General features: G+C 43.1%; 20 protein-coding genes and 1 tRNA gene. 11 read left to right on the top strand and 10 right to left on the bottom strand.

Annotated elements, in window-relative coordinates:
* The first annotated feature begins 15 nt into the window (after nt 1–15).
* A complete protein-coding gene (locus BDD43_RS25680) occupies nt 16–1,362 on the top strand; it encodes an SGNH/GDSL hydrolase family protein (RefSeq protein ID WP_121201040.1) in 1,347 nt (448 codons plus the stop codon).
* Nucleotides 1,363–1,506: 144 nt separating this feature from the next.
* Here BDD43_RS25680 and BDD43_RS25675 read toward each other — a convergent pair whose 3' ends face one another.
* Genes BDD43_RS25675 through BDD43_RS25660 form a run of 4 tightly spaced genes read right to left on the bottom strand, consistent with a single transcriptional unit; the run spans nt 1,507 to nt 4,807 of the window.
* On the bottom strand, nt 1,507–2,121 hold the full coding sequence (locus BDD43_RS25675; protein ID WP_121201038.1) for a hypothetical protein: 615 nt from the start codon (nt 2,119–2,121) through the stop codon (nt 1,507–1,509).
* 10 nt (nt 2,122–2,131) lie between these two features.
* Nucleotides 2,132–3,397, bottom strand: coding sequence for an adenosylmethionine--8-amino-7-oxononanoate transaminase (gene bioA, locus BDD43_RS25670; RefSeq protein ID WP_121201036.1), 1,266 nt, complete (start codon nt 3,395–3,397; stop codon nt 2,132–2,134).
* The gene (locus BDD43_RS25665; RefSeq protein WP_121201034.1) at nt 3,384–3,833 is read right to left on the bottom strand and encodes an NUDIX domain-containing protein; all 450 of its coding nucleotides are present in this window, start codon (nt 3,831–3,833) and stop codon (nt 3,384–3,386) included. The genes bioA and BDD43_RS25665 overlap by 14 nt, the downstream gene beginning before the upstream one ends.
* Nucleotides 3,833–4,807 (bottom strand): cation diffusion facilitator family transporter, encoded by a 975-nt coding sequence (locus BDD43_RS25660; RefSeq protein ID WP_121202126.1) that lies wholly within the window; start codon nt 4,805–4,807, stop codon nt 3,833–3,835. Before BDD43_RS25660 ends, BDD43_RS25665 begins: the two co-directional genes overlap by 1 nt.
* A gap of 185 nt (nt 4,808–4,992) precedes the next feature.
* On the opposite strand from BDD43_RS25660, the gene BDD43_RS25655 reads away from it, so the two are divergent.
* The gene (locus tag BDD43_RS25655; RefSeq protein ID WP_211339733.1) at nt 4,993–6,189 is read left to right on the top strand and encodes a pyridoxal phosphate-dependent aminotransferase; all 1,197 of its coding nucleotides are present in this window, start codon (nt 4,993–4,995) and stop codon (nt 6,187–6,189) included.
* A 60-nt stretch (nt 6,190–6,249) separates the two neighbouring features.
* On the opposite strand, the gene BDD43_RS25650 is transcribed toward BDD43_RS25655, so the two are convergent.
* Nucleotides 6,250–8,712: a TonB-dependent receptor gene (locus BDD43_RS25650; protein ID WP_121201032.1), complete on the bottom strand. Its 2,463-nt coding sequence runs from the start codon at nt 8,710–8,712 to the stop codon at nt 6,250–6,252.
* Nucleotides 8,713–9,031: 319 nt separating this feature from the next.
* On the opposite strand from BDD43_RS25650, the gene BDD43_RS25645 reads away from it, so the two are divergent.
* Together BDD43_RS25645 and BDD43_RS25640 are read left to right on the top strand one after the other, a co-directional pair.
* The gene (locus BDD43_RS25645) at nt 9,032–11,656 is read left to right on the top strand and encodes an MGH1-like glycoside hydrolase domain-containing protein (RefSeq protein ID WP_121201030.1); all 2,625 of its coding nucleotides are present in this window, start codon (nt 9,032–9,034) and stop codon (nt 11,654–11,656) included.
* Nucleotides 11,657–11,708: 52 nt separating this feature from the next.
* Nucleotides 11,709–12,185 (top strand): hypothetical protein, encoded by a 477-nt coding sequence (locus BDD43_RS25640; RefSeq protein WP_121201028.1) that lies wholly within the window; start codon nt 11,709–11,711, stop codon nt 12,183–12,185.
* 143 nt (nt 12,186–12,328) lie between these two features.
* Here the strand turns inward: BDD43_RS25640 and BDD43_RS25635 are convergent, their stop codons facing one another.
* Nucleotides 12,329–14,332 carry a M1 family metallopeptidase gene (locus BDD43_RS25635; protein ID WP_121201027.1) on the bottom strand — a complete coding sequence of 668 codons (2,004 nt, stop codon included), beginning with the start codon at nt 14,330–14,332 and terminating at the stop codon, nt 12,329–12,331.
* A gap of 205 nt (nt 14,333–14,537) precedes the next feature.
* Between BDD43_RS25635 and BDD43_RS25630 the strand changes: the two genes are divergently transcribed.
* The 3 genes from BDD43_RS25630 to BDD43_RS25620 all read left to right on the top strand — a co-directional run bounded on the left by BDD43_RS25630 (nt 14,538) and on the right by BDD43_RS25620 (nt 19,093).
* Nucleotides 14,538–16,175, top strand: a complete 1,638-nt coding sequence (locus tag BDD43_RS25630) for a gliding motility protein RemB (RefSeq protein ID WP_121201025.1) — start codon at nt 14,538–14,540, stop codon at nt 16,173–16,175.
* Between the two features lie 113 nt (nt 16,176–16,288).
* A complete protein-coding gene (locus BDD43_RS25625) occupies nt 16,289–17,914 on the top strand; it encodes a gliding motility protein RemB (protein WP_121201023.1) in 1,626 nt (541 codons plus the stop codon).
* Nucleotides 17,915–18,031: 117 nt separating this feature from the next.
* Nucleotides 18,032–19,093: a hypothetical protein gene (locus BDD43_RS25620; protein ID WP_121201021.1), complete on the top strand. Its 1,062-nt coding sequence runs from the start codon at nt 18,032–18,034 to the stop codon at nt 19,091–19,093.
* Nucleotides 19,094–19,100: 7 nt separating this feature from the next.
* Here the strand turns inward: BDD43_RS25620 and BDD43_RS30260 are convergent, their stop codons facing one another.
* Nucleotides 19,101–19,250, bottom strand: coding sequence for a hypothetical protein (locus tag BDD43_RS30260; protein WP_162847166.1), 150 nt, complete (start codon nt 19,248–19,250; stop codon nt 19,101–19,103).
* 153 nt (nt 19,251–19,403) lie between these two features.
* Here BDD43_RS30260 and BDD43_RS25615 point away from each other — a divergent pair, with 153 nt between their 5' ends.
* The 4 genes from BDD43_RS25615 (at nt 19,404) to obgE (ending at nt 21,848) form a co-directional block, all read left to right on the top strand.
* Nucleotides 19,404–19,865, top strand: a complete 462-nt coding sequence (locus tag BDD43_RS25615; protein ID WP_121201019.1) for a redoxin domain-containing protein — start codon at nt 19,404–19,406, stop codon at nt 19,863–19,865.
* Between the two features lie 92 nt (nt 19,866–19,957).
* Nucleotides 19,958–20,031, top strand: a tRNA-Arg gene (locus BDD43_RS25610).
* Between the two features lie 58 nt (nt 20,032–20,089).
* A complete protein-coding gene (locus BDD43_RS25605; RefSeq protein ID WP_121201017.1) occupies nt 20,090–20,671 on the top strand; it encodes an adenylate kinase in 582 nt (193 codons plus the stop codon).
* A gap of 175 nt (nt 20,672–20,846) precedes the next feature.
* Nucleotides 20,847–21,848, top strand: a complete 1,002-nt coding sequence (gene obgE / locus BDD43_RS25600) for a GTPase ObgE (protein ID WP_121201015.1) — start codon at nt 20,847–20,849, stop codon at nt 21,846–21,848.
* A gap of 28 nt (nt 21,849–21,876) precedes the next feature.
* Here the strand turns inward: obgE and BDD43_RS25595 are convergent, their stop codons facing one another.
* From BDD43_RS25595 to BDD43_RS25585, 3 genes are all read right to left on the bottom strand, one after another.
* Entirely contained in the window at nt 21,877–23,457 is a 1,581-nt protein-coding gene (locus tag BDD43_RS25595; protein WP_121201013.1) for a hypothetical protein, read from the bottom strand.
* Nucleotides 23,438–24,154, bottom strand: a complete 717-nt coding sequence (locus BDD43_RS25590; RefSeq protein ID WP_121201011.1) for a glycosyltransferase family 2 protein — start codon at nt 24,152–24,154, stop codon at nt 23,438–23,440. The genes BDD43_RS25595 and BDD43_RS25590 overlap by 20 nt, the downstream gene beginning before the upstream one ends.
* A 68-nt stretch (nt 24,155–24,222) precedes the next feature.
* A complete protein-coding gene (locus tag BDD43_RS25585; protein ID WP_121201009.1) occupies nt 24,223–24,975 on the bottom strand; it encodes a YdcF family protein in 753 nt (250 codons plus the stop codon).
* Nucleotides 24,976–24,992: the final 17 nt, after the last annotated feature.

The following is a 24,992-nucleotide window of genomic DNA, read 5'->3' as shown; positions in this document are numbered from 1 at the left end:
TTAATTAAAACAGATATGAAGAATTTTAAAAATTACATATATATACTGGCAGCAACAGCATTTTTTGCCGCTTGCAAGCCATCAATAGATACGCCTAACTTTAACCACGGAACTGCCGATTTTACACGCTATATTTCGGTAGGTAATTCCTTAACTTCGGGCTATGCTGATGGCGGTTTATATTTGGCTGGCCAGCAAAACTCATTTCCGAGCATGATAGCCACACAAATGCAGGCTGTTGGCGGTGGCAGCTTTAGCCAGCCGTTGTTTAGCGCAGCGCAGTCTAACGGATCGGGTTATATTAAATTAACCGGTTTTGATGCAAACGGAAGCCCGATTACCGCAGCTGTAACAACTAATCTGGCTTATCGCGACCCCACTTTTTTTACCAAGTACACCGGTAATCTTGAAAACTACGGTGTGCCCGGCATTAAATTATTGCACATAACGTTACCTTACTACGGTAATTTAAACCCTTACTTTGAGCGTTTACTACCCGGTGTTGCCCCTGCAAATACAAATACATCGTACTTGAGCTTTATTACAACTAAACCTTTTACATTTTTTACTAACTGGTTGGGTAATAACGATGCACTGGGTTACGCAACCGGTGGTGGCGGTGGTTATACCGGCGCCGATGCGTTAACAGATAAGGCTACATTTGCGTCACTTTATAACCTGCTCATTAACTCGTTAACCGCAACCGGTGCAAAAGGAGCCTGCGCAACTATACCCGATGTAACAACCATACCATACTTTACTACAGTAACCCCGGGCCTGCTTTTAGCAGGTGCACAAGCTGCTGCGCAAAAAGCTGGTGTAACACCATTACCTGCAGCAATTTATATTACTGCATCTACCAACGCGGCCGCAACTACTTACGGTGTACGTGCCGCAACAGCTAGCGATTTGGTAACCTTAACCTTCCCGACAGCTTTATTAGGTAAACCTACCACCGACCCTGTTAGTGGTGCCGTAACCAACCCATACCCTTATGGCTTGCATCCCAATAATCCTATCGACTCAAAATATATCCTCGACCCGAACGAAGTTGCTTTGGTTAAAGATTACGTGAGTTCGTATAACGCAACCATTAAATCGGTAGCGGCTGCAAAGGGTTTGGCTGTTTTTGATGCCTTTACCTTTTTAACAAACCTTAAAAATAACGGTTTAACGGTTAACGGTGTTAACTTAACATCGGGCTATATTAGCGGTGGAGTGTTCTCGTTAGATGGAGTGCATTTAACCCCTCGTGGTTATGCAATTGTAGCTAACGAATTTATTAAAGCAATTAATAGCCAGTATTCTGCAAATGTTCCGCAGGTAAATGTGGCTAATTATAATGGAGTAGTATTTCCATAAAACAGCGTTTGATTTGATAGTTTGATAGAGTCGCCTTGTTATTAAACAAGGCGGCTTTTTTTATGGAGTTGATACAAATAAAGAGGAGTGTTGCCCTTTAACTGCTCAAAAAGTATTAGAAAAAAAATCAGACAAGTAATTACATTAATCTGCAACCACACCAATTTCTTTCTCCAAGCCCGCCAACCAATTGTTAAACAAAATGGTTTCAATAACAACGGCTTTATCAGCGTGAAGCTGCCAATCGGGCGAGAAGTTTTTGAGCTGATTTATCATCTCTTCCAAATGCCCTTCTTCTTCCAGTATAATCGATTTTACATTTACCTTGCTTCCTGCTGCGTCCAGCGCATCCTGGTAAACGGGGTAAAGCTCGTCGGCACGTACTTCAATGGCGTAGGTTACCAGCAAATAGGCGGCAAAGCGCAAGTTGCTTCCGCTCAGGTTTAGTTCTTTTTTTAAATAACGGCAAACTTCAACATCAAGCTGATTGAGGTAGTATTTGCTTTGAGCCGGGGCCAACAAAAACTGCCGTGCATAAGTTGGGCAAACACCCTCGCCCACTTTTTCTATTTGCTTTTTAAGGTAAAAAGCGTGGCGATGCTCTTCGGCAGCGTGCTTTAAAATAATATAGGTTACGTTAACGGTATCTTCGCTGGCCGATATTTTGCGGGCCCCGGTGTTTTCCATCAGCGAAAGCGTATTGAGCCAACGGGCGTGCAAATGGCCATCTGCCACTATCTTGTCTAATAAATTTTTCATTATCAATGGTTTAAAAAACAGCTAAAGCGGCTTCAATTTGGCTGTAAATATAGTCCAGTTGGTTGTTGCTAATGCAATACGGAGGTAAAATGTACAATACATTGCCAAGCGGCCGCAAAATAATACCAAGCGACAAAAAGTGCTGGTAAAGCTTGTCGCGAAGGTTACTAAAGTAGGAAGTCTGGTCGCCCGTTTCCCATTCAATAGCTATAATGGTACCCGTTTGCCTGCACTCTTTTACCTTTGGGTGATGGCTTATTTTTAAACCGAAAGCGCTGTGCCGCTCTTCTATCCGTTTAATATTGGCCATAGTTTCGGGCAATAAAAATAAATCCATGCTGGCTAATGCTGCGGCGCATGCTACCGGGTTAGCCGTAAACGAGTGCCCATGAAACAGTGTTTTTAGTTTATCGGCAGATAAAAAGGCATCGTATATGGCCTGTGTGCAGGTGGTTAAACCGAGGGCCATGGTGCCGCCCGTTAAGCCCTTAGAGAAACACATGATATCGGGCTGCTGTTGCAAATGGTCGCAAGCAAAACGTTTGCCTGTACGGCCAAAGCCGGTAAGCACTTCGTCGGCAATGGTGAGTACGTTTTCGGCGCGGCAATGCTCCATCAGTTGATCCAGGTATTGGGCCTCATACATCAGCATCCCACCCGAACCTTGCAACAGCGGCTCAAAAATAAAACAAGCTAAATTAGGTTTGAGGTTTGAGATGTGGGATTTGAGATGGTCAATATTCCCGGCATTTGGCAAATCAATAAACTCAACCTCAAACAATAACTGTTCAAAAACATTGGTAAAGGCACTGCGCGCGCTTACCGCCATAGCGCCAAAAGTATCGCCATGGTAGGCGTTTTTAAAGGCCAGTATTTTGGTGCGTGGTGCCCCCTGGTTGTGCCAGTATTGCAGGCACATTTTTATGGCTACCTCAACAGCCGTGGAGCCATTGTCTGAGTAAAATACTTTGCTTTGGTTGGCGGGCAAAATGGCAAGCAGCCTTTCGGCAAGTTCAACAGCGCCCTGGTGCGTAAAGCCTGCAAATATTACGTGCTCCAATTTGGTTAACTGCTCGGCAACCTTGGCGGCAATATAAGGGTGCGAGTGCCCGTGTATGTTTACCCACCATGACGATACTGCATCAATATAAGTATTGCCATCTTCGTCAAACAACAATACGCCTTCGCCTTTTACAATAGGTATTGGCGGGGCGGCGGTTTGCATTTGGGTATAGGGGTGCCATATTACTTTTAAATCGCGTTCAACTAAATTCATATCCTTTATTTAAAAGTTCAACAACGTGCTTATCTATCGGGAAGGTAACATCGGTGGGTGTAATGTGCTCCAGGCTGGCCCATCTAAAAGCCTGTAAAACTTCGCCTTCGGTATCAAAATCAAAGGGCTTGGTTTTAATGGGCAAATTTACGGGGGCAATGTTTTTTACAAGGTAGTAAACACTTATCAGTTGTGCTTCGCCAAATAGAGATTTTACAAAGTAATCGGTAGTGTAAAAATGCTTAATAACTTCAATTGGCATGTTGCACTCTTCCATAAACTCTCGCTTTAGGCCATCAATAAGCCCCTCGCCATATTCTAAGCCGCCACCCGGAAATTTGGAGAAAAGCATACCGTACTCCTTTTCATCGCTAATGAGTATTTGGTGCTCATCATTAACAAGCAAACCATAAACACGTACATTAAACAAAGCCATTATTCAAAGTGTTTTTTGTTACGGGTAACGTTATCCATCGTCCACTCAATATCCTTTGTTTTCGCTTCCGAGCGGATGGGGCAATTGGGCATACTGCAATAGTGGCAACAGGCGGGCACGCAGGGGTCCGAGTGGATAAATAACTCGGTTTTGATGCTCACATGGTCGTTTATGAGCACATCAACTAAGTGTACTTCCTGGTGTACACGGTTTAAATCAAAATAGTTAGGGAGCGTTATGTGGCAATCAATATGCAATTCGTTGCCATATTTTTGTGCGCGCAGGTTATGCACATCAATCCATTCTTCTTTGCGTTTATCGTTTAAAACGGAAATTACGTGGTCAACAATTTTAAAATCGGCCTCATCCATTAAGCCGCCAATAGCTTTACGGGTAAGTTTATAGCCGGTGAAAATAATGAAGCCGCCCACCAAAATTGATAAAATATTATCGAGCGCGGTTATTTTGGTGAAAAATATAAGAGCCAGGCCAACAACCAAACCGGCACTGGTAACCATATCGGTAATTAAGTGCCTGCCATCGGCGTCTAAGGTTATGGAGTTAAGTATTTTGCCTTTTTTTATCAGGTACCAACCTAATAACCCGTTAATAAGGCCCGTAACGCCAATAATGCTTGCGCCCAATAAAATATTGTGTATTTCGTTAGGATGAAAAATGCCGTAACCGGCTTTAGTAATAATGGCTATGCCTGCTATGGTAATTAAAACCCCTTCCACAAAAACCGAAAAAAACTCAACCTTGCCATGCCCGTATGGGTGGTTACTATCTTTAGGTCGCTCGGCAAGGTAAATGCTAAAAAACGCAAAGCCACTGGCCAGCACGTTAACTATGCTTTCGGCGGCATCGGTTAAAATAAAATTGGACTGTGTTAAAAAATAAGCGGTAAACTTTGCTGCCATGAGCAGTATACCGGTTATTAGCGAAATCAGAATAATCTTTCGTTGTTGGTGCAAGTTGTTTTGTTTTATGGCAAACTTATATAAAATTACGGCTATAAATTTCACCGAAACCCGATATGGCAATTTGCCGTGTAATTATAAGGGTGCAAAAATGGGTTTTTTTAGGGAAAATTAACAATAAATTGAGTAACCAGCAGCAAACTAATTTTCTATATTTGCTAGCAACAACAACAAAATCAATGACGAACGTATTAAGCGACAGGATAAAAAACTTATCCGAATCGGCAACAATTAAGATGGCAAAGCTGGGCCGTGAGCTTTCAGCTAAAGGGGTTGATGTAATCAGCCTGAGTTTTGGTGAACCGGATTTTCATACCCCGGAGTATATTAAGGAAGCTGCAAAGCAGGCTATGGATAAGAATTTTACTTATTATACACCCGTGGCCGGTTACCCTGATTTGCGCGCAGCTATTTCAAAAAAGTTAAAAACCGAGAATGGGTTAGATTACGATGCCAGCCAGATAGTTGTATCAACAGGTGCAAAACAAGCCATTGCCAACGCATTGCTTTGTTTGGTTAATCCCGGCGAAGAGGTTATTATACCTACACCTTACTGGGTATCATACAGCGAAGTTGTTAAACTAACCGAAGGCAAAAGCGTTTTTATAGACAGCACAGTTGAGCAAAACTTTAAAATAACACCTGCGCAATTAGAGGCGGCCATTACGCCAAAAACCAAGTTGTTTATGTTTTCATCGCCTTGTAACCCTACAGGCAGTGTTTACAGCAAACAAGAATTAGCCGGCCTGGTTGAAGTATTTGAGCGTTACCCGCAGATATACATTTTATCCGACGAGATATACGAGCACATCAACTTTGTTGAGGCGCACGAATCTATCGCGCAGTTTGATTCGATTAAAGAACGTGTGGTTATCATCAACGGCTTCTCAAAATCATACGCCATGACCGGGTGGAGAATTGGCTACTCGGCATCAAGTAAAGAAACCGCTGCCGCTTTTGATAAGCTACAGGGCCAAATTACTTCGGGCACCTGCTCTATCACTCAAAAAGCAGGTGTTGCCGCTTATGAGGGTGGTTTAGCCAGCGTTTTAGAAATGCGCGAAGCTTTCCGCAAACGCCGCGGTATTGTTTACGATTTACTATCAAAAATACCAGGCGTGCAAACTAACCTGCCCGATGGTGCTTTTTACTTTTTCCCTAACGTAACTTCGTTTTTTGGTAAAAGCTACAACGGTAAAGTTATTAACGATGCCGACGAGTTGAGCATATTTTTATTGGAAGAAGCACATGTGGCCACCGTAGGCGGCGATTCATTCGGCGATCCAAAATCTATCCGCATATCCTATGCCGCATCCGAAGAAAAATTAATTGAGGCCATAAAACGTATTGCCGCAGCTTTGGCCAAGTTGAGCTAAAAGGTTTTATTGATATTTTTAATTGAGCAGGATATATACCCACGGGTGTGTATCCTGTTTTTAGTTTGCGCCGGCCATGCGGCCTTGTTCTTCGGCGGCTTCGTTGCTTTTTTTGCGCGCTGCCGTAACCGTTTTTTTGCCTAAAGCATAGGTAAAGCTAAGCGTAATAGCTCTAAATTTATCAATTTGGGTGCCACTTAAATTTAAATTTTGGTAATGCGAGGTATATATATTTTTATCCCAATTAAATATGCCATCAACCTGCAAATGTACCGAGCCTTGTTTTTTTAACACACTTTTAGTGATGCCCCCGTATACATAATATTCGGCTTTGTACTGGTAAATGCCGTATGTGGTAGGGGCTTCGTAATAGCCATTAAAATCTAACTGTGTGCCAAAAGGCAATTTAAAATGCTGAAATATTTTAAACGTAACATCGGGGCTGCTGCTATTTAAATCGCCCAATACAGATGTACCTGTGTATTGCTGATACAGCATGTTAACATCAAAATCAACATGATACCATTTGGTAAAGTTAACAGGGGCTAAAAAATGAATACCGTAATTGTAACGGTTACCTAAATTTATTTTTTTTAAAATACTTACCTGCGTAGTATTACCCTGCATATATACCACCTGCGAAAAGCCGCTAATAGCCTCAAAACTTAATGCCGTTATAATTTCATTTTTATAAACATGCTTAAGCTCAACCAGGTTAGAGTAGTATGGCTTTAAATATTGGTTGCCTATTTGGTAGTTGTATTGGTCGCTGTAAAGCAGCAGGGGGTTAAGTTCCTCGTATTTTGGGCGGTATATGCGGCGGCCATAGCCCAATTGCAATTCGTTATTGCTGTTAATAGTATGGTTTAATTTTAAGTTAGGGAAAAAACCGTAATAATTATTATGGTAATCTTCGCCCGTATTTGAGGTTATACCTTCGGCTAAGGTTTGCTCCAGCCTTGCGCCAAACTCAATATTGGTGCGCTTATTAAACACATGGTTATAGTCAACATACGCAGCATTAACGCTTTCGGTGTAATTAAATGTACCTGTAAAACCAGCGTAAGGTGTATAAACGTTATTAACTAAAGTGCCAAAGGCCGATGTGTTATTCATTTTTGTTTTACCTGCCTTAAACCCTGTGGTAAAATTATTGGCACTATTAACATCCAAATGATAGTTGCCGCTAAAAACCAATACATCATAGTTTAAAGGCGAAGTGTTTTGCAGCAGTAAAGTACGATAAGGCGTAGTGCTGCTACTTAAAAAATAGTCACTTTTAAAATATTCGTCAAACGCCCGGTTATAGTTAATGTAATTGCCGTTTAAGGTTAATTGCGAACTTTTACTAATGCTGGCACTGTAATTTAAATTATAGCCCAGGGTTGTTTGCCGCTTTTTTAGTGATGATGTGGTTGATATGGTAGAATCGATAACGCCATGATCAGAAACCGTGGATTGGATGTTTTTAGGGCCATTTTGGCTGGTAATAACCTCGCTTATTAAAAAGCCTATGGTTTGTTTGGGGCTGATGGTATAATCGGCTCCTATCCTAAAATTATTGGTGGTGCGCCGCTGGTTAATAAAAAGGTTGGTGCCAATTTGGTCGGTTTTATCGTAATAGGTGTCTGTCCTATCAGTTACTATCAATTTGTAAGCTGGTGTATTGCTGTAAAAACCGGCGCCGAAAATATTTAACCGCTTGCTGCGATAATTAAAATTGATACCCGCCATGTTTTGAGCCGCCGAGTATTGCCCACCCGAGAACTGCGCCTGTCCTAATCCGCCGGTTAGCTGGGCGTTTATGCCCATGGTTTTATCGCGCAGCATTTTTATATTAATTACACCGCCGGTGCCCGCGGCATCGTAGCTAGAGTTTGGGTTGCTTATCAGTTCAACTTTATCAATCATGGCACCTGGGGTGCCTCGCAAAAGGTCGGCAAGTGCGCTTCCGGATAGGTAAGTAGGCTTATTATCAATGGTAACCAGCACGTCCGACCGGCCGTTTAACGATACGTTATCGCCATTATCAACCTTTACACCCGGCAATTTATTTAAAACCTCCAACGCGTTGCTGCCGGTAAAAAAGTAGCTGTTACTAATGTTGAGTGTAGTTTTATCGGTACGGGTATCAGCAAAACCCTTATTGGCGGTTATTACCACCTCGCCTAACTTAGTGCTGCCTTTTGGCAGGCGTATTATGCCTAAATCAACAATAAGGCTGCCGTCGAAAATAATAGGAACCGAAATGATTTTTTTGAACCCTACCCCGGTAACGCTAACTATATATTTACCGGGATCAACATTTTGAAAATTAAACTGCCCATTTTTATCAGTTACCAAAAATTTAACCACAGATGAGTCGACAAGGGCTAATAAGTATACCGAGGCTGATGCTATTGCATGGTTTTCGGTATCGTTTATATGTCCCTTTATTTGATTGCCTTTGTGCTGTGCAAGGGCCGCAAAAACGCACAGCAAATTAAGGGTGTACACAAGTACACACTTCTTCGGAAGCGCCAAAATGTTGTCAGTTAAAATATGGTAAAAGTAAAATTCTATTCTATAAACGTTAGTCTATTTGCATTACAAGTTTAAATATTAAATTTCAAAATTTATATTAAAGCAACGCTTTTATTTTAATTGTAATAACTTAATATGTAATATGTTACTTAAGTATTAAATAATAACCAACCCAAAGGGTGCCAAATTTAAACCATGAAATTTACAAAACATGTTGTAAAATGCGCTTAATTTTTAACAATTTGATAATTAATAAATCACTTACTTTATAATTTGAAAAGCAATTTTGCAAAACAGCATTATTAGTGCTCAATAAAATATGGCAAACACCGCTAAAAACGCAGAGCAAACCCGATTAGAAGAAAACGCCCTCAAGGCAGTTCCGTTAGAACATTGGGGGCCGTATGTTAGCGAGCGCCAATGGGCAACCGTGCGCGAAGACTATAGTAACAACGGCGATGCCTGGGGGCACTTCACTCACGACCAGGCCCGAAGCCGCGCCTACCGCTGGGGCGAAGATGGCTTGGCCGGCATATCCGACTACTTTCAGCGCCTTTGCTTTGCCGTTGCCCTATGGAACGGTAAAGACCCCATTTTAAAAGAACGCCTGTTTGGTTTACCCAACGGCCAGGGAAACCATGGCGAGGACGTTAAAGAATTGTATTACTATCTGGATAATGTACCATCGCATTATTACATGAAATATTTATACAAGTACCCGCAAACCGGTTACCCTTATGATGAGCTGGTGAGCGTAAACATGCACCGCTCAAAACAAGAACCTGAATACGAGATACTGGATACCAACGTGTTTGATAACGACCGCTATTTTGATGTTTTTATTACCTACGCCAAGCAAAATGCCGAAGATATACAGATTTGTATCGAAATTATTAACCGGGGCCAGCTTAGCGCCGATATTACTGTGCTGCCCACACTTTGGTTTTTTAATTACTGGCAAACCGACAAGGCTAAACCCAAACCCAGTATAACGCGCCTTGATGATAACAGCGTTAAAGCAAGCCATTACATTATTGGCGATTATTATTTTTACTTTCAGGATTGCGATAAATCGTTATTTACCGAAAACGAAACTAACAAGGCGCGCATATACAGGCAGCCCAACGAAAGCGTTTTTGTTAAAGATGCCTTTCACGAAGCTATTATTGATGGCGATAATATTGACGAACTGGCCGCAAAAAATATAGGTACCAAATTTGCCCCTGTTTATAAATACACCATAAGGCCTCAACAGAGTAAAAAAATATTTATGCGGCTCAGTAAAGAGCCGGTTGAAAATGCCATAGGTCATGATTTTGAAGCACTGTTTAATTTGCGTAAGCAAGAGGCCGACGATTTTTACAGTAACTTGCTCCCTGCAAATGCTACGCCCGAATTTGCCAACATACAACGGCAGGCCTTTGCCGGCTTACTATGGAATAAGCAATATTACCATTATGATACCCGCGAGTGGCACCGCACCAGCAAAAGTTCCGATCCATCGTTATTAACCAGGCCAAATGGGCGCAACGGCAACTGGAAGTATTTAAACAACCAGGATGTAATATCAATGCCCGATAAATGGGAATATCCATGGTATGCCGCCTGGGATTTGGCATTCCACTGTGTGCCCATGGCTATGATTGACCCCGAGTTTGCAAAAAACCAGCTCATATTGATTATGCGCGAATGGTACATGAACCCCGAAGGGCAGGTACCCGCCTACGAATGGAATTTTAGCGACGTTAACCCACCCATACAAGCCTGGGCCGCCTTACAGGTGTACCGCATTGAAAAGGAGAAAAAAGGTGTTGGCGATTTGCGGTTTTTAAAGCGGGTGTTCCAAAAACTCATCATCAACTTTACCTGGTGGGCCAACCGTAAAGATGTTAACGGCAACAATATATTTGCCGGTGGCTTTTTGGGCCTTGATAATATTGGTGTTTTTGACCGCAGCAGCCCCATAAAAGATGCCGTATTAGACCAGGTTGACGGTACAAGCTGGATGGGAACCTTTGCCCTCAACATGATGGATATTGCCCTCGAAATATCTGTCCACGATGATGCTTTTGAGGATATGGCACTTAAATTTTACGAGCATTTTGTTTTAATAGCCGAGGCACTTAACGAGCTTGGCCTGTGGAACGATGAGGACGCCTTTTTTTACGATACCCTACGCATGCACAACGGCACCTACCATTTAAAGGTACGGTCGCTGGTGGGTTTAACCTCTATGTTTGCCGTATCGGTAGTGGATTACGACAGGCTTGCCCTGCTTAAAGATTTTAGTAAACGCGCCGCCTGGCTAAACAAATACCGCAGCCAGCACAAGCTGTTTTTACCTATACACGATGATGGCAAAAGCAAGATATTGCTTTCGCTTGTGCCATTTGAACGATTGGAAAAGCTGCTTGAACGCTTATGCGACGAGAGCGAATTTTTGGCGAAAGGTGGTGTGCGCGCACTTTCTAAGTTTCATGAAGCTAACCCTTACACCGCCAATATTGATGGCCGCGACTATTCGATTAAGTATGAACCCGGCGACTCGACCACCAACCTGTTTGGAGGTAACTCCAACTGGCGCGGCCCAATATGGATGCCCATGAATTTTATTTTAATTAACTCGCTTAAAAAATACTATGAGTTTTATGGCGACGAAAAGCAGTTTAACTTCCCTACCGACGACGGCATTAAAAAACTAACCCTGGGCCAAATAGCCAACGAGTTAAGCCGCCGCCTCATTTCAACCTTTGAAGCCGACGAAACCGGCGCCCGCCCCTTACACAGCAAAGCGCACCAGGCGTTTTATAAAAAACCCGAAAACGCCGACCTGATACTTTATTACGAATACTTCCATGGCGACGACAGCAACGGCCTCGGCGCAAGCCACCAAACCGGCTGGAGCGCTTTGATTGCTAATTTGATTAATGATGTTGAAGTTTAACATGGTTGCTCCAATCGAAAAAAAGATTATATTTGCTTGAAAAATATATCATATGAATAAAAAAATACTTTACTTTTTCGTTATCCTGTTTTTAATAAGTAGCTGCAAAAAAAATAACTCGGACACTGGCACCACAACTACATCTATATCAGCGTCCGATTATCCATCATTAATTGTTGGCAAATGGAAACAGGGTACAAAATTGACTGTTTATTTTAACGCATCGGGCACGGAAACATCCAGGCAAACTGGAATTGTTATTAATGCCTCTGGAACATACTATGTATACTCTGTTTCGGGTATTAGTATAACAGTTAATACCCAATCGGGTGGTTCTAATCTTCAATCTGCAACATATAGTTTCATTAATTCCAACAAAACGATAAAAGTAGTTGACGGTTTGGGATCCCATAACGAGGATCTTACATTCACAGATAATAATACTATGGTTCAAACATATACTACTTTATCTGCCGGTACAAACCCATTTGTATCTCAAACCGATGCTATAACTTACACCCGTCAATAAGCGGAGTGACATTCTATTTACGCGTCATCGAGGCACTAAGCAATCTGTACACAGGCAGATCCGCTAAGCAGGTTTCTCTGCATCGTTTAGAGATTGCTTAGTGCCTCGATGACGCTAAGTAAATTATCAATGTTGACGCATCCCTACTTCATCCCAAAATGATTATTCCCCCTGTTCACATCCGGCAACGCTGCATCGGGGTCAATATCCACGCTTAACACATCCTTATCGCTTGGGAAGGTTATGGTTACTGCTTTATCCTTCAGCCAGGTTTCTACCGGGAATTTGAGGCTTTGTTTGCTGCCGTCTTGGTATTTAACTTGCAGGGTAAAAGGCATGGCCATGGCTTCTTTATTGGCTATGGTAATGCGCAGGCCTTTTTTAACGTCGGTGGCGTCAATGTATTTGGCATCTATAATGGCCAGGTCAAGTTTCCAGTTGTTGTAAAACCAGCCTTTCCAAAACCAGCTTAAATCCTCGCCCGCGCCGTTATCCATCGAGCGGAAAAAATCATCGGGCGTGGGGTGCTTGTAGGCCCAGTTGTGGATGTAATCGCGAAAAGCATAATCAAACCTGTCTTTACCTAAAATTTGTTCGCGCAGTAAAATTAAACCAAAGGCAGGTTTAAAATAGGCTATGGGATGGCGGTATTTTTCGCTTATGGCGTCGGCAGCCGTCATAATACTTGGCGCATTGGGGTCAATAATGGTCGGGACAATTTCATCAGCAGGGTTGCCGCCGCCGGGGGCATATTCGCCATCGCGCTTGGGCGCGTACTCGCCTTTGTTAAAAACATCGCTGCAATACACATCAATAAAGGTGTTAAAACCTTCGTCCATCCAGGCAAAGCGGCGTTCGTTGCTGCCAACTATCATCGGGAACCAGTTGTGGCCAATCTCGTGCGCGGTTACCCAAAATAGCTCCTTGCCTTTATCGGTTATGCCGTCAAAAACAATTCCGGGGTATTCCATGCCCCCCGCAATACCGGCCTCGTTAATGGCATTGGGGTAGGGGTACACAAACCATTTGGCCGAAAAATACTCTATCGAGCCCTTTAAATATTCGGTTGCGCGGCCCCAGGCGTCGGTACCCGCACTCTCAACCGGGTAAACCGACATGGCCATTGTTTTTTTACCCGCCGGTAAATTAACCCGTGCAGCATCCCAAATAAAAGCCCTTGATGCGCCAAAGGCCACATCGCGGGTGTTTTGCATTTTAAAGTGCCAGGTTAGCGTACCCTTATTTACCGGGCGCGACGCTGGTTTGCCAACCTCATCGGGCGAAATTATCATCACAGTTTTATCGCTGCCTTTAGCGGTTTGCCAGCGGCTTTGCTGTTTGGCGGTTAATACCTGCTGCGGGTTAAGCAGTAAGCCACTACCGGCCACTATCATATCCCAGGGCACGGTAACCGAGTAATCAATATCGCCATACTCCAAATAAAATTCGCCGCTGCCTAAAAACGGCAAGGTGTCCCAGCCGTGGGTATCATCATAAACACACATCCGCGGAAACCATTGTGCTATTTCGTATATCTTGCCGTTTTTGGTGTCAACATAATCGGTGCGTCCGCCAAAACTACCGGGTATAGCGTAGTGGTAATTAATAAGCACGCTTATTTTACCACCGCCCGGTTTAACACCCTGCGGCAGGCGTATTTGCATACGGGTATCGTTTACTATATATGGCACTTTGGTGGCTTTGCCATTGAGCATTATCGCTACATATTCAAACTCGTAGCCATCGGTATGCTGTTGCGCGGCGTTACCGGTGGTTAGGTTTGAGCGGGCATCTGTGCGGTAAGTATTTTGATCGAGCTGTACCCACAGGTATTTAAGCTCATCGGGGCTATTGTTGGTATAATTAATGGTTTCGCTTGCGCTGATTGTTTTTTTTACGGTATCAAGGTTGGCTTTAATGGTATAGTCAACCCGGTTTTGCCAATACTTTATACCCGGCGCGCCGTTGGCGGCGTGGTAATCGTTACCGCGTTCGGTGTAAAAGAGTGGCGAAAATAAATCAGACGGTACATAGCGCGATGAAATGGTATCGTTAGGATTAGCGCCACGACGCCTGCGCTGCGCATTGCTATGGTTAACAAATAGTAAAAGAGCCACAGCGGCAAGGCAGCAAAATTGTTTTTTCATGATGTGGTACGGATAAAAAAAAGCAAGATACAAATGATAGCCGGAGTTTTAAATTACCTCGGCAAAAAAATACTTGTTAAGCCAGCGCAATGCGTTTTTTAAACAACGTAATATTAACATGCAAAGCAAAATTTGTAGTTTTACAACAAAACCGGTTTTTGCTTGTTGCGGTTTTTGTAATATCTGTACACATTAACATTTCTGCATGAAATATATTTACCCTAACCCTAAAAAGGGGATATTCCTTTTTACGCTTTTAATAATACTGCTAACTGGCGCTCAGGGCTTTGCGCAACTAATTTACCAGCCTTACAGCTACCAGTTTTATCAAAAACTAAACAAAAATGTGTATTCGCCGCAATCGGCACAGCATACGGCTTTAAAGCCATACTTTATTGCCGATTCGAGTTCGGTTAGAAATCAATACGATTCGCTGATGCTCAACAACGTTGATAATTCTAAAAAAAGCTGGCTTAACCATGTGCTGTTTACCGGTCACGTAGCCGAGGTAAAAAACAAGGATTACACTTTTTACCTGGATTACATTACCGATTTTGGCTTTGGCCGCGAGTTTAACGATAGCCGCAGCACCAATATAAACACCCGTGGCTACCAAATTGGCGGCACTATTGGCAGCAAGTTTTTTTTCTACACCAGCGGGTTTGAAAACCAGGGCAAGTTTGCCAATTATGTAACAAACTACATCACCAAAACCGGCATGATTCCTTCGCAATCTTACGACAGAACGGCCAACGGCAACAGCCAGGTAAAGGGCAGCAGCGATTGGTCGTACACAACGGCTATGCTGGGCTTTGCGCCCAATAAACACATAAGCATAGCACTTGGGCAGGATAAAATATTTATTGGCGATGGTTACCGATCGGTATTAATATCCGATTATGCGCCGGCTTACCCATTGCTCAGGTTCTCTATCGATTTGGGTAAACATGTGCAATATACCGCCATTTGGGCCTATATGGATAACCAACAGGCTCCCAGATTTGACAATAACCCCAGCGGTGCAGATTACCGCCGTACCTGGGCAGCTTTCCATTACATCGACTGGAACATTACCAACCGCGCCTCGCTGGGCTTTTTTAACGCCCTGATAGCCGCCGAAACCGACGACCAGGGAAACCGCCACGGTTTTGATGTTAACTACGTGAATCCGATTTTTTTTATGCGCAGTTTGGGCCCGTCGTCATCAATACCCGATCATACCCTTGCGGGATTTAACGCCAAATACAAAGTATTTGATAAAACCACCGTTTACGGGCAGTTGATGTTTGATCAATCGCCCTCTACGGGTAATACCGGCGCGCGCAATGCCTTCCAGATAGGTTTTCGCGGAGCCGATCTGTTAAAAGTAAACAGCCTTAATTACCTTTTTGAATACAATACCGCATCGCCATATACCTACTCCAGCCAATACCCCATTGTTAACTATTCGCAGTTTAACGAGCCCCTGGCGCATCCTTTTGGAGCCAACTTTAAAGAGGTATTGGGTATAATGAATTATACCATTGGCAGGTTTGATTTACAGGGCCAGCTTAATTATGCCAAATATGGCCTCAATACAGCCACCGTAAATTATGGGAAAGATATAACCATAGCCGATAACGCGTTGCTGCCCGCATCAAACACCGGTACGGGCCAGGGTATAGCAACAACCTTAAAATATGCCGAGGGTACGGTAGCTTATGTGCTTAACCCCAAATACAACCTGCGGCTTGAAATTGGAGCCGTTTTGCGCCAGGAAACCAACGCCCTTACCGATACCAAAACAACCCTGGTAACCTTTGGCTTACGCAGCTCGTTCAGAAATTTATATCATGATTTTTAACCCGTTTGTAAATAAAACCACAAGCGTTGCTTGTGCGCGCTTTAATACGGCGGATGTTTTTGTTCGGCGGTTTAAATAGGGGTTAGTATCTTAAATGCTTTAATTATCACACCATGAAGTTTATCTCTACCATAAAAAAATATAAATTACTATCGGCAAGCTTACTGCTAATGTTGCTTAACGCGGCAACGGTTTCGGCGCAAGCGGTGTATCAGCCTTATTCGTTTGATTTTTATCAAAAGTTTAGTTCCCAACTGTATTCTAAAGATACCCGCATACATAGTACCATTAAGCCTACGCTGCTTGATGATAGCTTGATTAAGCACACCTACGATTCGTTGATGGCTATTGGCATCAACACTCAAAATAAAAACTGGGGTTACCGCAAACTTTTTGCCGAGCACCAGTTAGATGTTAAAAGCAACGGCTACACCCTTTACGGCGACATACTGCCCGACCTGCAAATTGGCCGGGATTTTTCGGGACAAAAAACTACCTGGCTCACTACACTGGGTTACCAGGTTGGCGGCACCATAGGGTCAAAATTTTACTTTTATGGCAGCGGCTACAATAACCGCTCGGCCTTGCCGGGTTATTTAACAGATTATGCAAATACCACCGGCGTAGTATCGGGCCAAACCCGGGTAACTAATAGGGGCAGCAGTGTAACCAATTGGTCGTACTATACGTTTTTGCTGTCGTACACACCCGTTAAGTACGTAAACTTTACCGTTGGGCAAGATAAAACCTTTATTGGCGACGGATACCGCTCGATGCTATTATCAGACTATGCCTCGCCATACCCCTTCGCAAAAATAACTTTTACGCTGGGAGCGGTGCGCTACATGGCCATGTATGCCCAATTTGAAGACCCTAATGCACCCAAAATACCAGGCAGCAGCGATAACCGCTTAAAGTGGGGCTATTTCCATTATGTAGATTGGAACGTGAGCAACCGCGTATCGTTAGGCTTTTTTGATTCCATCATATCTGCCGATGCCGACGACCAGGGGCACAAACGCGGCTTTGATTATACCTACCTCAACCCTTTTATATTTTTAAGGCCATTGGAAGCCAGCAACGGATCGCCGGATAAGGCAACGCTGGGCTTTACAGGCAAATACAAGGTGGTTGATAAAACCATCATCTACGGTCAGTTTGCTTTGGGCGAATTTCAGGCGAAAGATTTTTTTAGCAGCGACGGCAGCCCACGCAATAAATACGGCTGGCAATTGGGTTTGCGCGGAGCTGATTTATTTAAAGTTAAAAGCTTTAATTACCTTTTTGAATACAATACCGCCAAACCCTATACTTTTACCGAAACCCGCGCCATTGGCAATTTTTCGCAGTATGCCGAGCCCCTTGGCCATCCCTTTGGCGCCAACTTTCGCGAATGGTTAGGTATACTTAATTATTCTATCGGCAGGTTTGATTTGCAGGGCCAGCTTAACTACGCCTACTACGGCCTGGATATGAATGGCTTAAATTACGGAGGCAATATTTTTGAACCCTATACCACCGCACCCTATACCACAGGTAATTTTACCGGCCAGGGCCTGCGCACCAATTTTTATTACGCGCAAGCCAAAGTATCGTACCTTTTAAACCCCAAATACAACCTGCGCCTGGAGTTAGGGGGCCTTTACCGTAACGAAACCAATAGCATGCTTAACAGTAAAACCAGCTTAATTACATTTGGCCTGCGCAGCTCGTTCCGTAATATTTATACCGATTTTTAATGTGAACGAAGGGCCAACTGCTTAAAGTAATTTTTACGGTATTGTGGCAAAGCACGCTTAGTTGGTAAGTTAATTTGGTTGTGTTTTCGCGGTGTTTTTTGTAATCTTACCGCCAATATGAATAAACATTTTATCTACCTTTTTTCGGCCGCTATTTTATTAACAACAGGTTTGTTTGCACAAAGCAGGCAAGATACCCTGCAAGGGAGCCTTGATGTACATTTTAACGCTTTAGGTTTTTTAGATAACCGCGAGTACACTGCATTTGTGCCCCGTTCGCGCACGTACTCGGGCACGCGCACCACTTTAGATTTTGGCGTTAACCTTGATAGCCTTAACCATTTTATTGTGGGTGTAAACGGCATACACGAGTTTGGTGCGCAACCCTATTTTTTAAAGGTTGACCCTATAGCCTATTACCATTACGAAAGCTCGAAATGGGTATTTAACATTGGCGAGTTTCCGCGCGAAGGTGTGCTTACGCAGTACCCGCGTGCCTTGCTTAATGATACGCTGCGCTACTACCGCCCCAATGTGGAAGGTTTAATGACTAACCTGCATACCAAATACGGTTACGAAACCATTTGGATTGACTGGGTGAGCCGCCAAACCGAAACCGCAAGGGAGCAGTTTTTATTTGGTGCCTGCGGTACTTACATACCCAACCCTAAGGGGCCCTTCTTTTTATCGCATTACTTTTTATTGCTGCATGATGCCGGTAACTCGTCTAGCTTACCGCAGCCGGGCATTAGCGATAATGGTGCCGCCCAGGTACGCATGGGTTTAGATTATAGCCACAAAACGGTTTTCGATTCGTTAAGGTTTGATGTAGGCGGTATGCTATCGCTGGAGCGAACCCGCGGTGTTGATGGTTTTAGAACACCTAAGGGCTTTGTAGCCAGTGCGTTTATAAGCTACCATAAATTTGCACTGTTTGAGGAGTATTATGCCGGCCAGGGAAGCCATATTGAATACGGCGATTCGTTTTACGAAAAAACAATGTATAACCGTTTAGATGTTATTTACTCGCCTTTTATGTTTAAACACATTACGGGCCAGTTCATCATCAGTTTCCACTCCTCGCCGGGTAACCTGGGCGATAGTCAGCAAGCATTCAGGCTCACGTATGATTTAGGCCGCAAAACTTTAAAACGATTTAAAACAGATAATTTACTTTAAAAGCTTATTAGTTTTTTAATTTTTGCTGTTTAACAATACTGGCTTTGGTGGCAGCGCCATCTTTAATGCCAATTTTATAAACATCCATTAAAAAATGGACAGCAAACATGGATAATACTATAGCAAGCCTTCTAAAAATATTTTTACTTGTTTTCATGGAGATGCTTTTTTCTCTAAAGTAATAAAAATAGCATTGAGTGGTTGGTTTTTAGAAAGAAAATATTCTTTATCGTTGCATTAAATAAACAAAACACCTGTAGTTTTTCAAAAGCAAATTAATAGTTTTGAATTTTAATATATAAACAATTAGATGTCAATCCAAATAGGCCAGCAGGCACCCGATTTTAAATTAGTATCGTCCGATCGTACAGAAGTTAGCCTTTCCGATTTTAAGGGCAAAAAGGTAGTTCTTCATTTTTTTCCGTTTGCATTTACAAGCGTTTGCACCACCCAGCTTTGCACCATGCGCGATAACTTTGGTTACTACGATGGCCTTAACGCTCAAATATTAGGCATATCGGTTGATTCGCCTTTTACGCTGGCTAAGTTTAAAGAAGAAGAACATTACCAGTTTCCGCTATTATCTGATTTTAATAAGGATGCATCTTCCGCTTATGGTGCTATTTACAGCCAATTTGCGTTCGGTTTAAAGGGCGTATCTAAGCGCGCAGCCTTTGTTATTGACGAAGAAGGCCAGGTAATTTATGCAGAGGTGTTAGAAGCCGCATCTGATTTACCTGATTTTGAAGCCATTGCAGAAAAAGTAAAGTAATTTTTAATTTTTTTACTGATTTTTAAAAGAAAAGTCTATTTTTGCAGTCCGTTAAAAAAGCAAAACTTAATAAAACGGAAACAAGCAAATAAGCACTCGTAGCTCAATTGGATAGAGCATCTGACTACGAATCAGAAGGTTAGGGGTTCGACTCCCTTCGAGTGCACTGAATTAAAGTCTTTTTGTATCTTGCAGAAAGACTTTTTAAATTTTAAATCACCAGGATGCTGAATTTAGTACTATTTGGCCCGCCAGGCGCAGGTAAGGGAACTCAATCTCAAAAACTTATTGACCAATACCAGTTGATACATCTTTCAACAGGCGATTTGCTTAGAGGCGAAATTTCACAAGGAACAGAATTAGGCTTGGAAGCTAAAAAACTGATGGACGAAGGAATGTTGGTTCCGGATGCTGTGGTTATTGGTATGATAAGCAATAAGCTTGATGCCAACAAAGATGCCAATGGCTTTATATTTGATGGTTTCCCTCGTACTGTGGCCCAGGCCGAAGCTTTAGATAGCCTGTTGGCTTCTAAAGGCGAAGCAATAACAAGTATGGTAGCCTTGCAGGTTAACGACGACGAATTGGAACACCGCCTTTTGTTACGCGGCCAAAATTCGGGCCGCCCTGATGATGCCAACCCCGAGGTTATCCGCAAACGTATTCACGAATACAATAGCAAAACAGCCCCGGTGGCACAGTTTTACCAAAACCAGCATAAATACAAAAGCGTAAACGGCATAGGTAGTGTTGACGAAATATTCAACTCCATTTGCGTTGTTATTGATTTGTGTAAAGCTAAATAAAAACAATAAATACTCCTTGTTATTGCGAGGTACCAAGCAACCGCACGTAGGCATATCGGCCTTGCATAGTTAGCGGTTGCTTGGTATCTCGCAATTACATTTATAATAAACTCGGTTTGCCCGATTTCATGATTAGCAAAATCCGAAATCGTATATCCCGAAATCCACCATCAATATGTCTCAAGGTTCAAATTTTGTCGATTACGTAAAAGTGTGTTGCCGTTCGGGTCACGGTGGTGCAGGGTCATCGCATTTGCACCGTGATATTTTAACCTCCAAAGGTGGCCCAGATGGTGGCGACGGCGGTCGTGGCGGCCACGTTATTGTAAGGGGCAATGCCCAGTTTTGGACCCTCTTGCACCTTAAATACCGTAAACACATTATTGCTGCCGACGGCGAATCGGGCGGGAGCTCGTTACGCAGCGGCAAAAACGGCAAAGACGAAATATTAGAAGTACCCCTGGGCACCATAGCCAAAGATGCCGAAACCGGCGAAATTTTGTTTGAGATAACTAAAGACGGCGAAACCAAAATATTAACCAGCGGTGGCCGCGGTGGTTTAGGCAACTGGCACTTTAAATCGGCAACGCAGCAAACGCCGCGCTTTGCACAACCCGGCGGCGAAGGCCAGGAAGTTTGGAACATACTGGAGTTAAAGGTATTGGCCGATGTTGGCTTGGTAGGTTTCCCTAATGCGGGTAAATCAACCCTGCTATCGGTAGTGTCGGCTGCCAAGCCCGAAATTGCCGATTACGCCTTTACAACCATTGTACCCAATTTAGGTATTGTTGCTTATCGCGATAATAAATCGTTTGTAATGGCCGATATACCGGGCATTATTGAAGGGGCATCAACCGGTAAAGGCTTAGGATTTAGATTTTTGCGCCACATTGAGCGCAACTCGGTATTGTTATTTATGATACCCGCCGATACCAGCCGCGACATTAAAGAAGAATACCGGATACTATTGCACGAACTAACCGAATACAACCCCGAGCTAACCCATAAACCCCGCGTACTGGCCATTACCAAGGCCGACATGCTTGACGAGGAACTACAGCAGGAAATGGCAAAAACACTGCCACAGGGCATAAAAACAATCTTCATCTCGTCGGTAGCGCAAAAGGGCCTTGCCGAATTGAAGGATATGCTTTGGCTGGAGATTAACAGGCCGTAAGCAACAATTTACTCAGCAAAGGCGGTTTTTAATAACCACTTAGCAAAATATAATCTTTACTTAGTTTTTTGATACTAAAATTGCTGTATTGCGGAAAGCATTGCTTAAAAGCTTCGGCTTTGCCATTTTTCTCAAAAACGGCGGGTAGTAAAATATATAGCGGGCCGGTGTTGCCATTAAACTGGTTATCGGCAATATAGGTATCGCTGTCAATATCCTCCGGCGATTCGAGCCATATAATGCGGTGGTTAATAATATCCAAACCAATATCAATACTGGTAAATACAAATAGGGCATCCTTGGGTGCGTTTTTATCAAGCTGCTGCAAATAGTTTAATGCGGGCCTGTCAATAAACTCCTGCGAAAAGCCCGATGGTCCGTGCGCGCTAACCTGGCTGTTATATTTGTAGCCGTAAATAAAAAACTTAACGGTTGTAAAGCCAACAGCTATCCACAATAGCAAAAAGGCGTACTTAAATACCGGTTTAAGCTGCATAATTAAGTAAAGTGCCCCGGGTATAAACAACAAACCTACAATACGGAAATGCCTGGCCTCGTATGATATATTGAGTTGCTTTAAAAACACGTACACAAAAAACAAAACAGCCATGCCATAAAAGCCGCACACCGCTACTTTATATTTACGGTGTGGTACAAAACGTAAAATAGCTGCAAACAATGCAATACTCAACAAAGCCGTTAGCAATAAAACTACCATGCTTTGGGTAGCATTAAAAATAGGTGGGTCTTGATGGTTGATGAGGCCGTGCGATAATTCGTCGACAGAGAAACCGGAGAGTAGGGGGGAGCCCAGCGGGAAAGCCAAAGCCTCTAAACTAAAGCGGAAACCCGGCGACTGGGAAGCGGGGTTACCGCCCCTGGATAGATATAGCTTACTGATAACAAGCAAGGATATAGCAGCGGGGATGGCCAAAACTATTCCGTTTTTTATCCAGTTCCAAAGCTGCATTTTGTTTGACGACAGGTTAAACCATAAACAAAACAAGCCCGAAGCATACATCCATAAAAAGGCCGACTTACAAAAAAAACCAATCCAGCCGGTGAGTAGCACAAAGGTTATTAGCTGCCAGTTAATTTTGCCAAAGCTAAAACAGCCGTATAAATACCAGCCCAAAAAGCCAAAAAGCAAAGTTTCGCCACCGTTATAAAATACATAAGGGATAACGTAAAACTGCTGGCTTGCTATAACACCAACACTTAAAGCTGCCACGATGTGCGAAAACCCAACTTTGCGAAAAAAATTATAAAAACCAAATATGCCCAGCACATCGCAAAACAAAACCGTTAGCGCCGCCGATTGGCCCATGTTAACACCTAAGCCAACTTTAAAACCATAAGGCAAAAGGTACTGCCCCGGCGACCACCAGGTTAAAAACGTTGTTGTGTTTTGCAATATATTGGCCTGGCTTGGGGTGATAGAGAGGTTAAAACCGCCACCCATCATCATGCTGCGCATTACCTGGAAGCCCGCACCCGGATCGGGATAGAGGCCCGGCGGGCAGATAACAATTAATATACCGGCAATAACCGTAAGCGTTAAAACAACGGCCAACACAACAAGGTGGCGTTTACTTGCTTTTAAAAACATTGTATTTTAATATGCACCAAATTGCCCTTACACCATCTTTCCAGTTTATTTTTTTGCCCTCGGCATAGGTGCGGCCGTAGTAGGATATACCAACCTCGTATATTTTTATGCCGGGTATGCGCGCTATTTTGGCTGTAATTTCGGGCTCAAAGCCAAAACGGTTTTCTTCCAGTATAATTTGCTGTAATATGGAGGTACGTATCAGTTTATAACACGTTTCCATATCGGTTAGGTTTAAATTGGTAAACATGTTTGATAAAAAGGTTAACACGGCGTTACCTATACTGTGCCAAAAAAACAAAATACGGTGTGGCTTATCGCCCATAAAGCGCGAGCCGTACACCACATCGGCGTCGGCCTTTAAAACCGGCTTCAGCAGGTTTTGATACTCATCCGGGTCGTATTCCAAGTCGGCATCCTGTACAACGCAATAATCGCCGGTAGCCTGGCTAAAGCCGCGCCTTATGGCCGCGCCCTTACCCTGGTTAATGGCTTGTTGCAACAGCATAATTTGCACACCATGCTGCTCGCTAAAAGCCTGTACCAACTGTATGGTATCATCTTTTGAGCAATCGTCAACAACAATAATTTCTTTAGTGATGCCATTGGTTAGTTCGGCATCTGCAACACGTTTGAGGATGATGCTTATCGTGGCCGATTCGTTATAGGCCGGTATAATGATAGAGAGCTTTTTCAAAATTAAATAGATTCGGTTAATTAAGTTTTTATGTATTGCGGCAACTGCAAAACGCGCAATTGTTAGGGTTAAAATTTCTTTAAATGATAGGCCACATAACCAAACATTTCTTTGGCGTATTTATTCCATACATCCAGCGCACCCGAATTGGGTAAGAGGTCTGTTAACGAATATGCATCGTGGCCGGCAATGTAATCGCACGAATACGGAACAACATCCAGCCCGGCCTTTTTAAATGTGTATAACGACCGCCGCATATGGAAGGCCGACGTTACCAGCAAATAAGGCCCTTTCACTTTTTTATCATCGAGTATTTTTTTGGAAAACACAGCATTTTCAATTGTATTGCGCGATTGGTTTTCGCCCAGCACCGTACTATCTGCAAATTTTAACAAGCGCAATTGCTGCACCACATAATCGGCTTCTTTAAACTCGGTGGTTTTAACTAACTGCCCGTTGCCGCCTGTTACTAATATTTTAGCCGCCTTACCTATGGTTTTTAGTTTAACAGCCTCAATATAGCGGCTTGCCGAGCCATTAAAATAACCCCCGCCATCGGCATCTGCCGAGGTAAAGCCACCCAATATAATGGCACAACTGTATGTTTTGTTAACGGTATCTTGCTTTGTAATATCCCAGCTACGGGCAACCTGGCCAATTATAAAATTGTTGCTAAATACATATAACACAATGGCCGCGCTGCAAAGTAAACGCTGTTTGCGTTTAATGTTTTTTGTGATAACGGCCCATGTTATTAAAACTACAACCCAAAAAAAAGGCTGTATAAGCATGAGCAAAACTTTAGAGAGGATAAAAAACATAACTAAATTATTGGCAA

The sequence above is a fragment of the Mucilaginibacter gracilis genome (assembly GCF_003633615.1).
GTDB lineage: Bacteria > Bacteroidota > Bacteroidia > Sphingobacteriales > Sphingobacteriaceae > Mucilaginibacter > Mucilaginibacter gracilis.
Note: the sequence above shows the minus strand (reverse complement) of the source record. Positions and strands in the feature narration are given on the sequence as shown.

What these genes read in the sequence shown, in the direction of transcription:
- BDD43_RS25680 (WP_121201040.1), top strand. Translation starts at nt 16, where the DNA reads ATGAAGAATTTTAAAAATTACATATATATACTGGCAGCAACAGCATTT.
- BDD43_RS25675 (WP_121201038.1), bottom strand. Translation starts at nt 2,121, where the DNA reads ATGAAAAATTTATTAGACAAGATAGTGGCAGATGGCCATTTGCACGCC.
- bioA (WP_121201036.1), bottom strand. Translation starts at nt 3,397, where the DNA reads ATGAATTTAGTTGAACGCGATTTAAAAGTAATATGGCACCCCTATACC.
- BDD43_RS25665 (WP_121201034.1), bottom strand. Translation starts at nt 3,833, where the DNA reads ATGGCTTTGTTTAATGTACGTGTTTATGGTTTGCTTGTTAATGATGAG.
- BDD43_RS25655 (WP_211339733.1), top strand. Translation starts at nt 4,993, where the DNA reads ATGACGAACGTATTAAGCGACAGGATAAAAAACTTATCCGAATCGGCA.
- BDD43_RS25645 (WP_121201030.1), top strand. Translation starts at nt 9,032, where the DNA reads ATGGCAAACACCGCTAAAAACGCAGAGCAAACCCGATTAGAAGAAAAC.
- BDD43_RS25640 (WP_121201028.1), top strand. Translation starts at nt 11,709, where the DNA reads ATGAATAAAAAAATACTTTACTTTTTCGTTATCCTGTTTTTAATAAGT.
- BDD43_RS25635 (WP_121201027.1), bottom strand. Translation starts at nt 14,332, where the DNA reads ATGAAAAAACAATTTTGCTGCCTTGCCGCTGTGGCTCTTTTACTATTT.
- BDD43_RS25630 (WP_121201025.1), top strand. Translation starts at nt 14,538, where the DNA reads ATGAAATATATTTACCCTAACCCTAAAAAGGGGATATTCCTTTTTACG.
- BDD43_RS25625 (WP_121201023.1), top strand. Translation starts at nt 16,289, where the DNA reads ATGAAGTTTATCTCTACCATAAAAAAATATAAATTACTATCGGCAAGC.
- BDD43_RS25620 (WP_121201021.1), top strand. Translation starts at nt 18,032, where the DNA reads ATGAATAAACATTTTATCTACCTTTTTTCGGCCGCTATTTTATTAACA.
- BDD43_RS30260 (WP_162847166.1), bottom strand. Translation starts at nt 19,250, where the DNA reads ATGAAAACAAGTAAAAATATTTTTAGAAGGCTTGCTATAGTATTATCC.
- BDD43_RS25615 (WP_121201019.1), top strand. Translation starts at nt 19,404, where the DNA reads ATGTCAATCCAAATAGGCCAGCAGGCACCCGATTTTAAATTAGTATCG.
- BDD43_RS25605 (WP_121201017.1), top strand. Translation starts at nt 20,090, where the DNA reads ATGCTGAATTTAGTACTATTTGGCCCGCCAGGCGCAGGTAAGGGAACT.
- obgE (WP_121201015.1), top strand. Translation starts at nt 20,847, where the DNA reads ATGTCTCAAGGTTCAAATTTTGTCGATTACGTAAAAGTGTGTTGCCGT.
- BDD43_RS25595 (WP_121201013.1), bottom strand. Translation starts at nt 23,457, where the DNA reads ATGTTTTTAAAAGCAAGTAAACGCCACCTTGTTGTGTTGGCCGTTGTT.
- BDD43_RS25585 (WP_121201009.1), bottom strand. Translation starts at nt 24,975, where the DNA reads ATGTTTTTTATCCTCTCTAAAGTTTTGCTCATGCTTATACAGCCTTTT.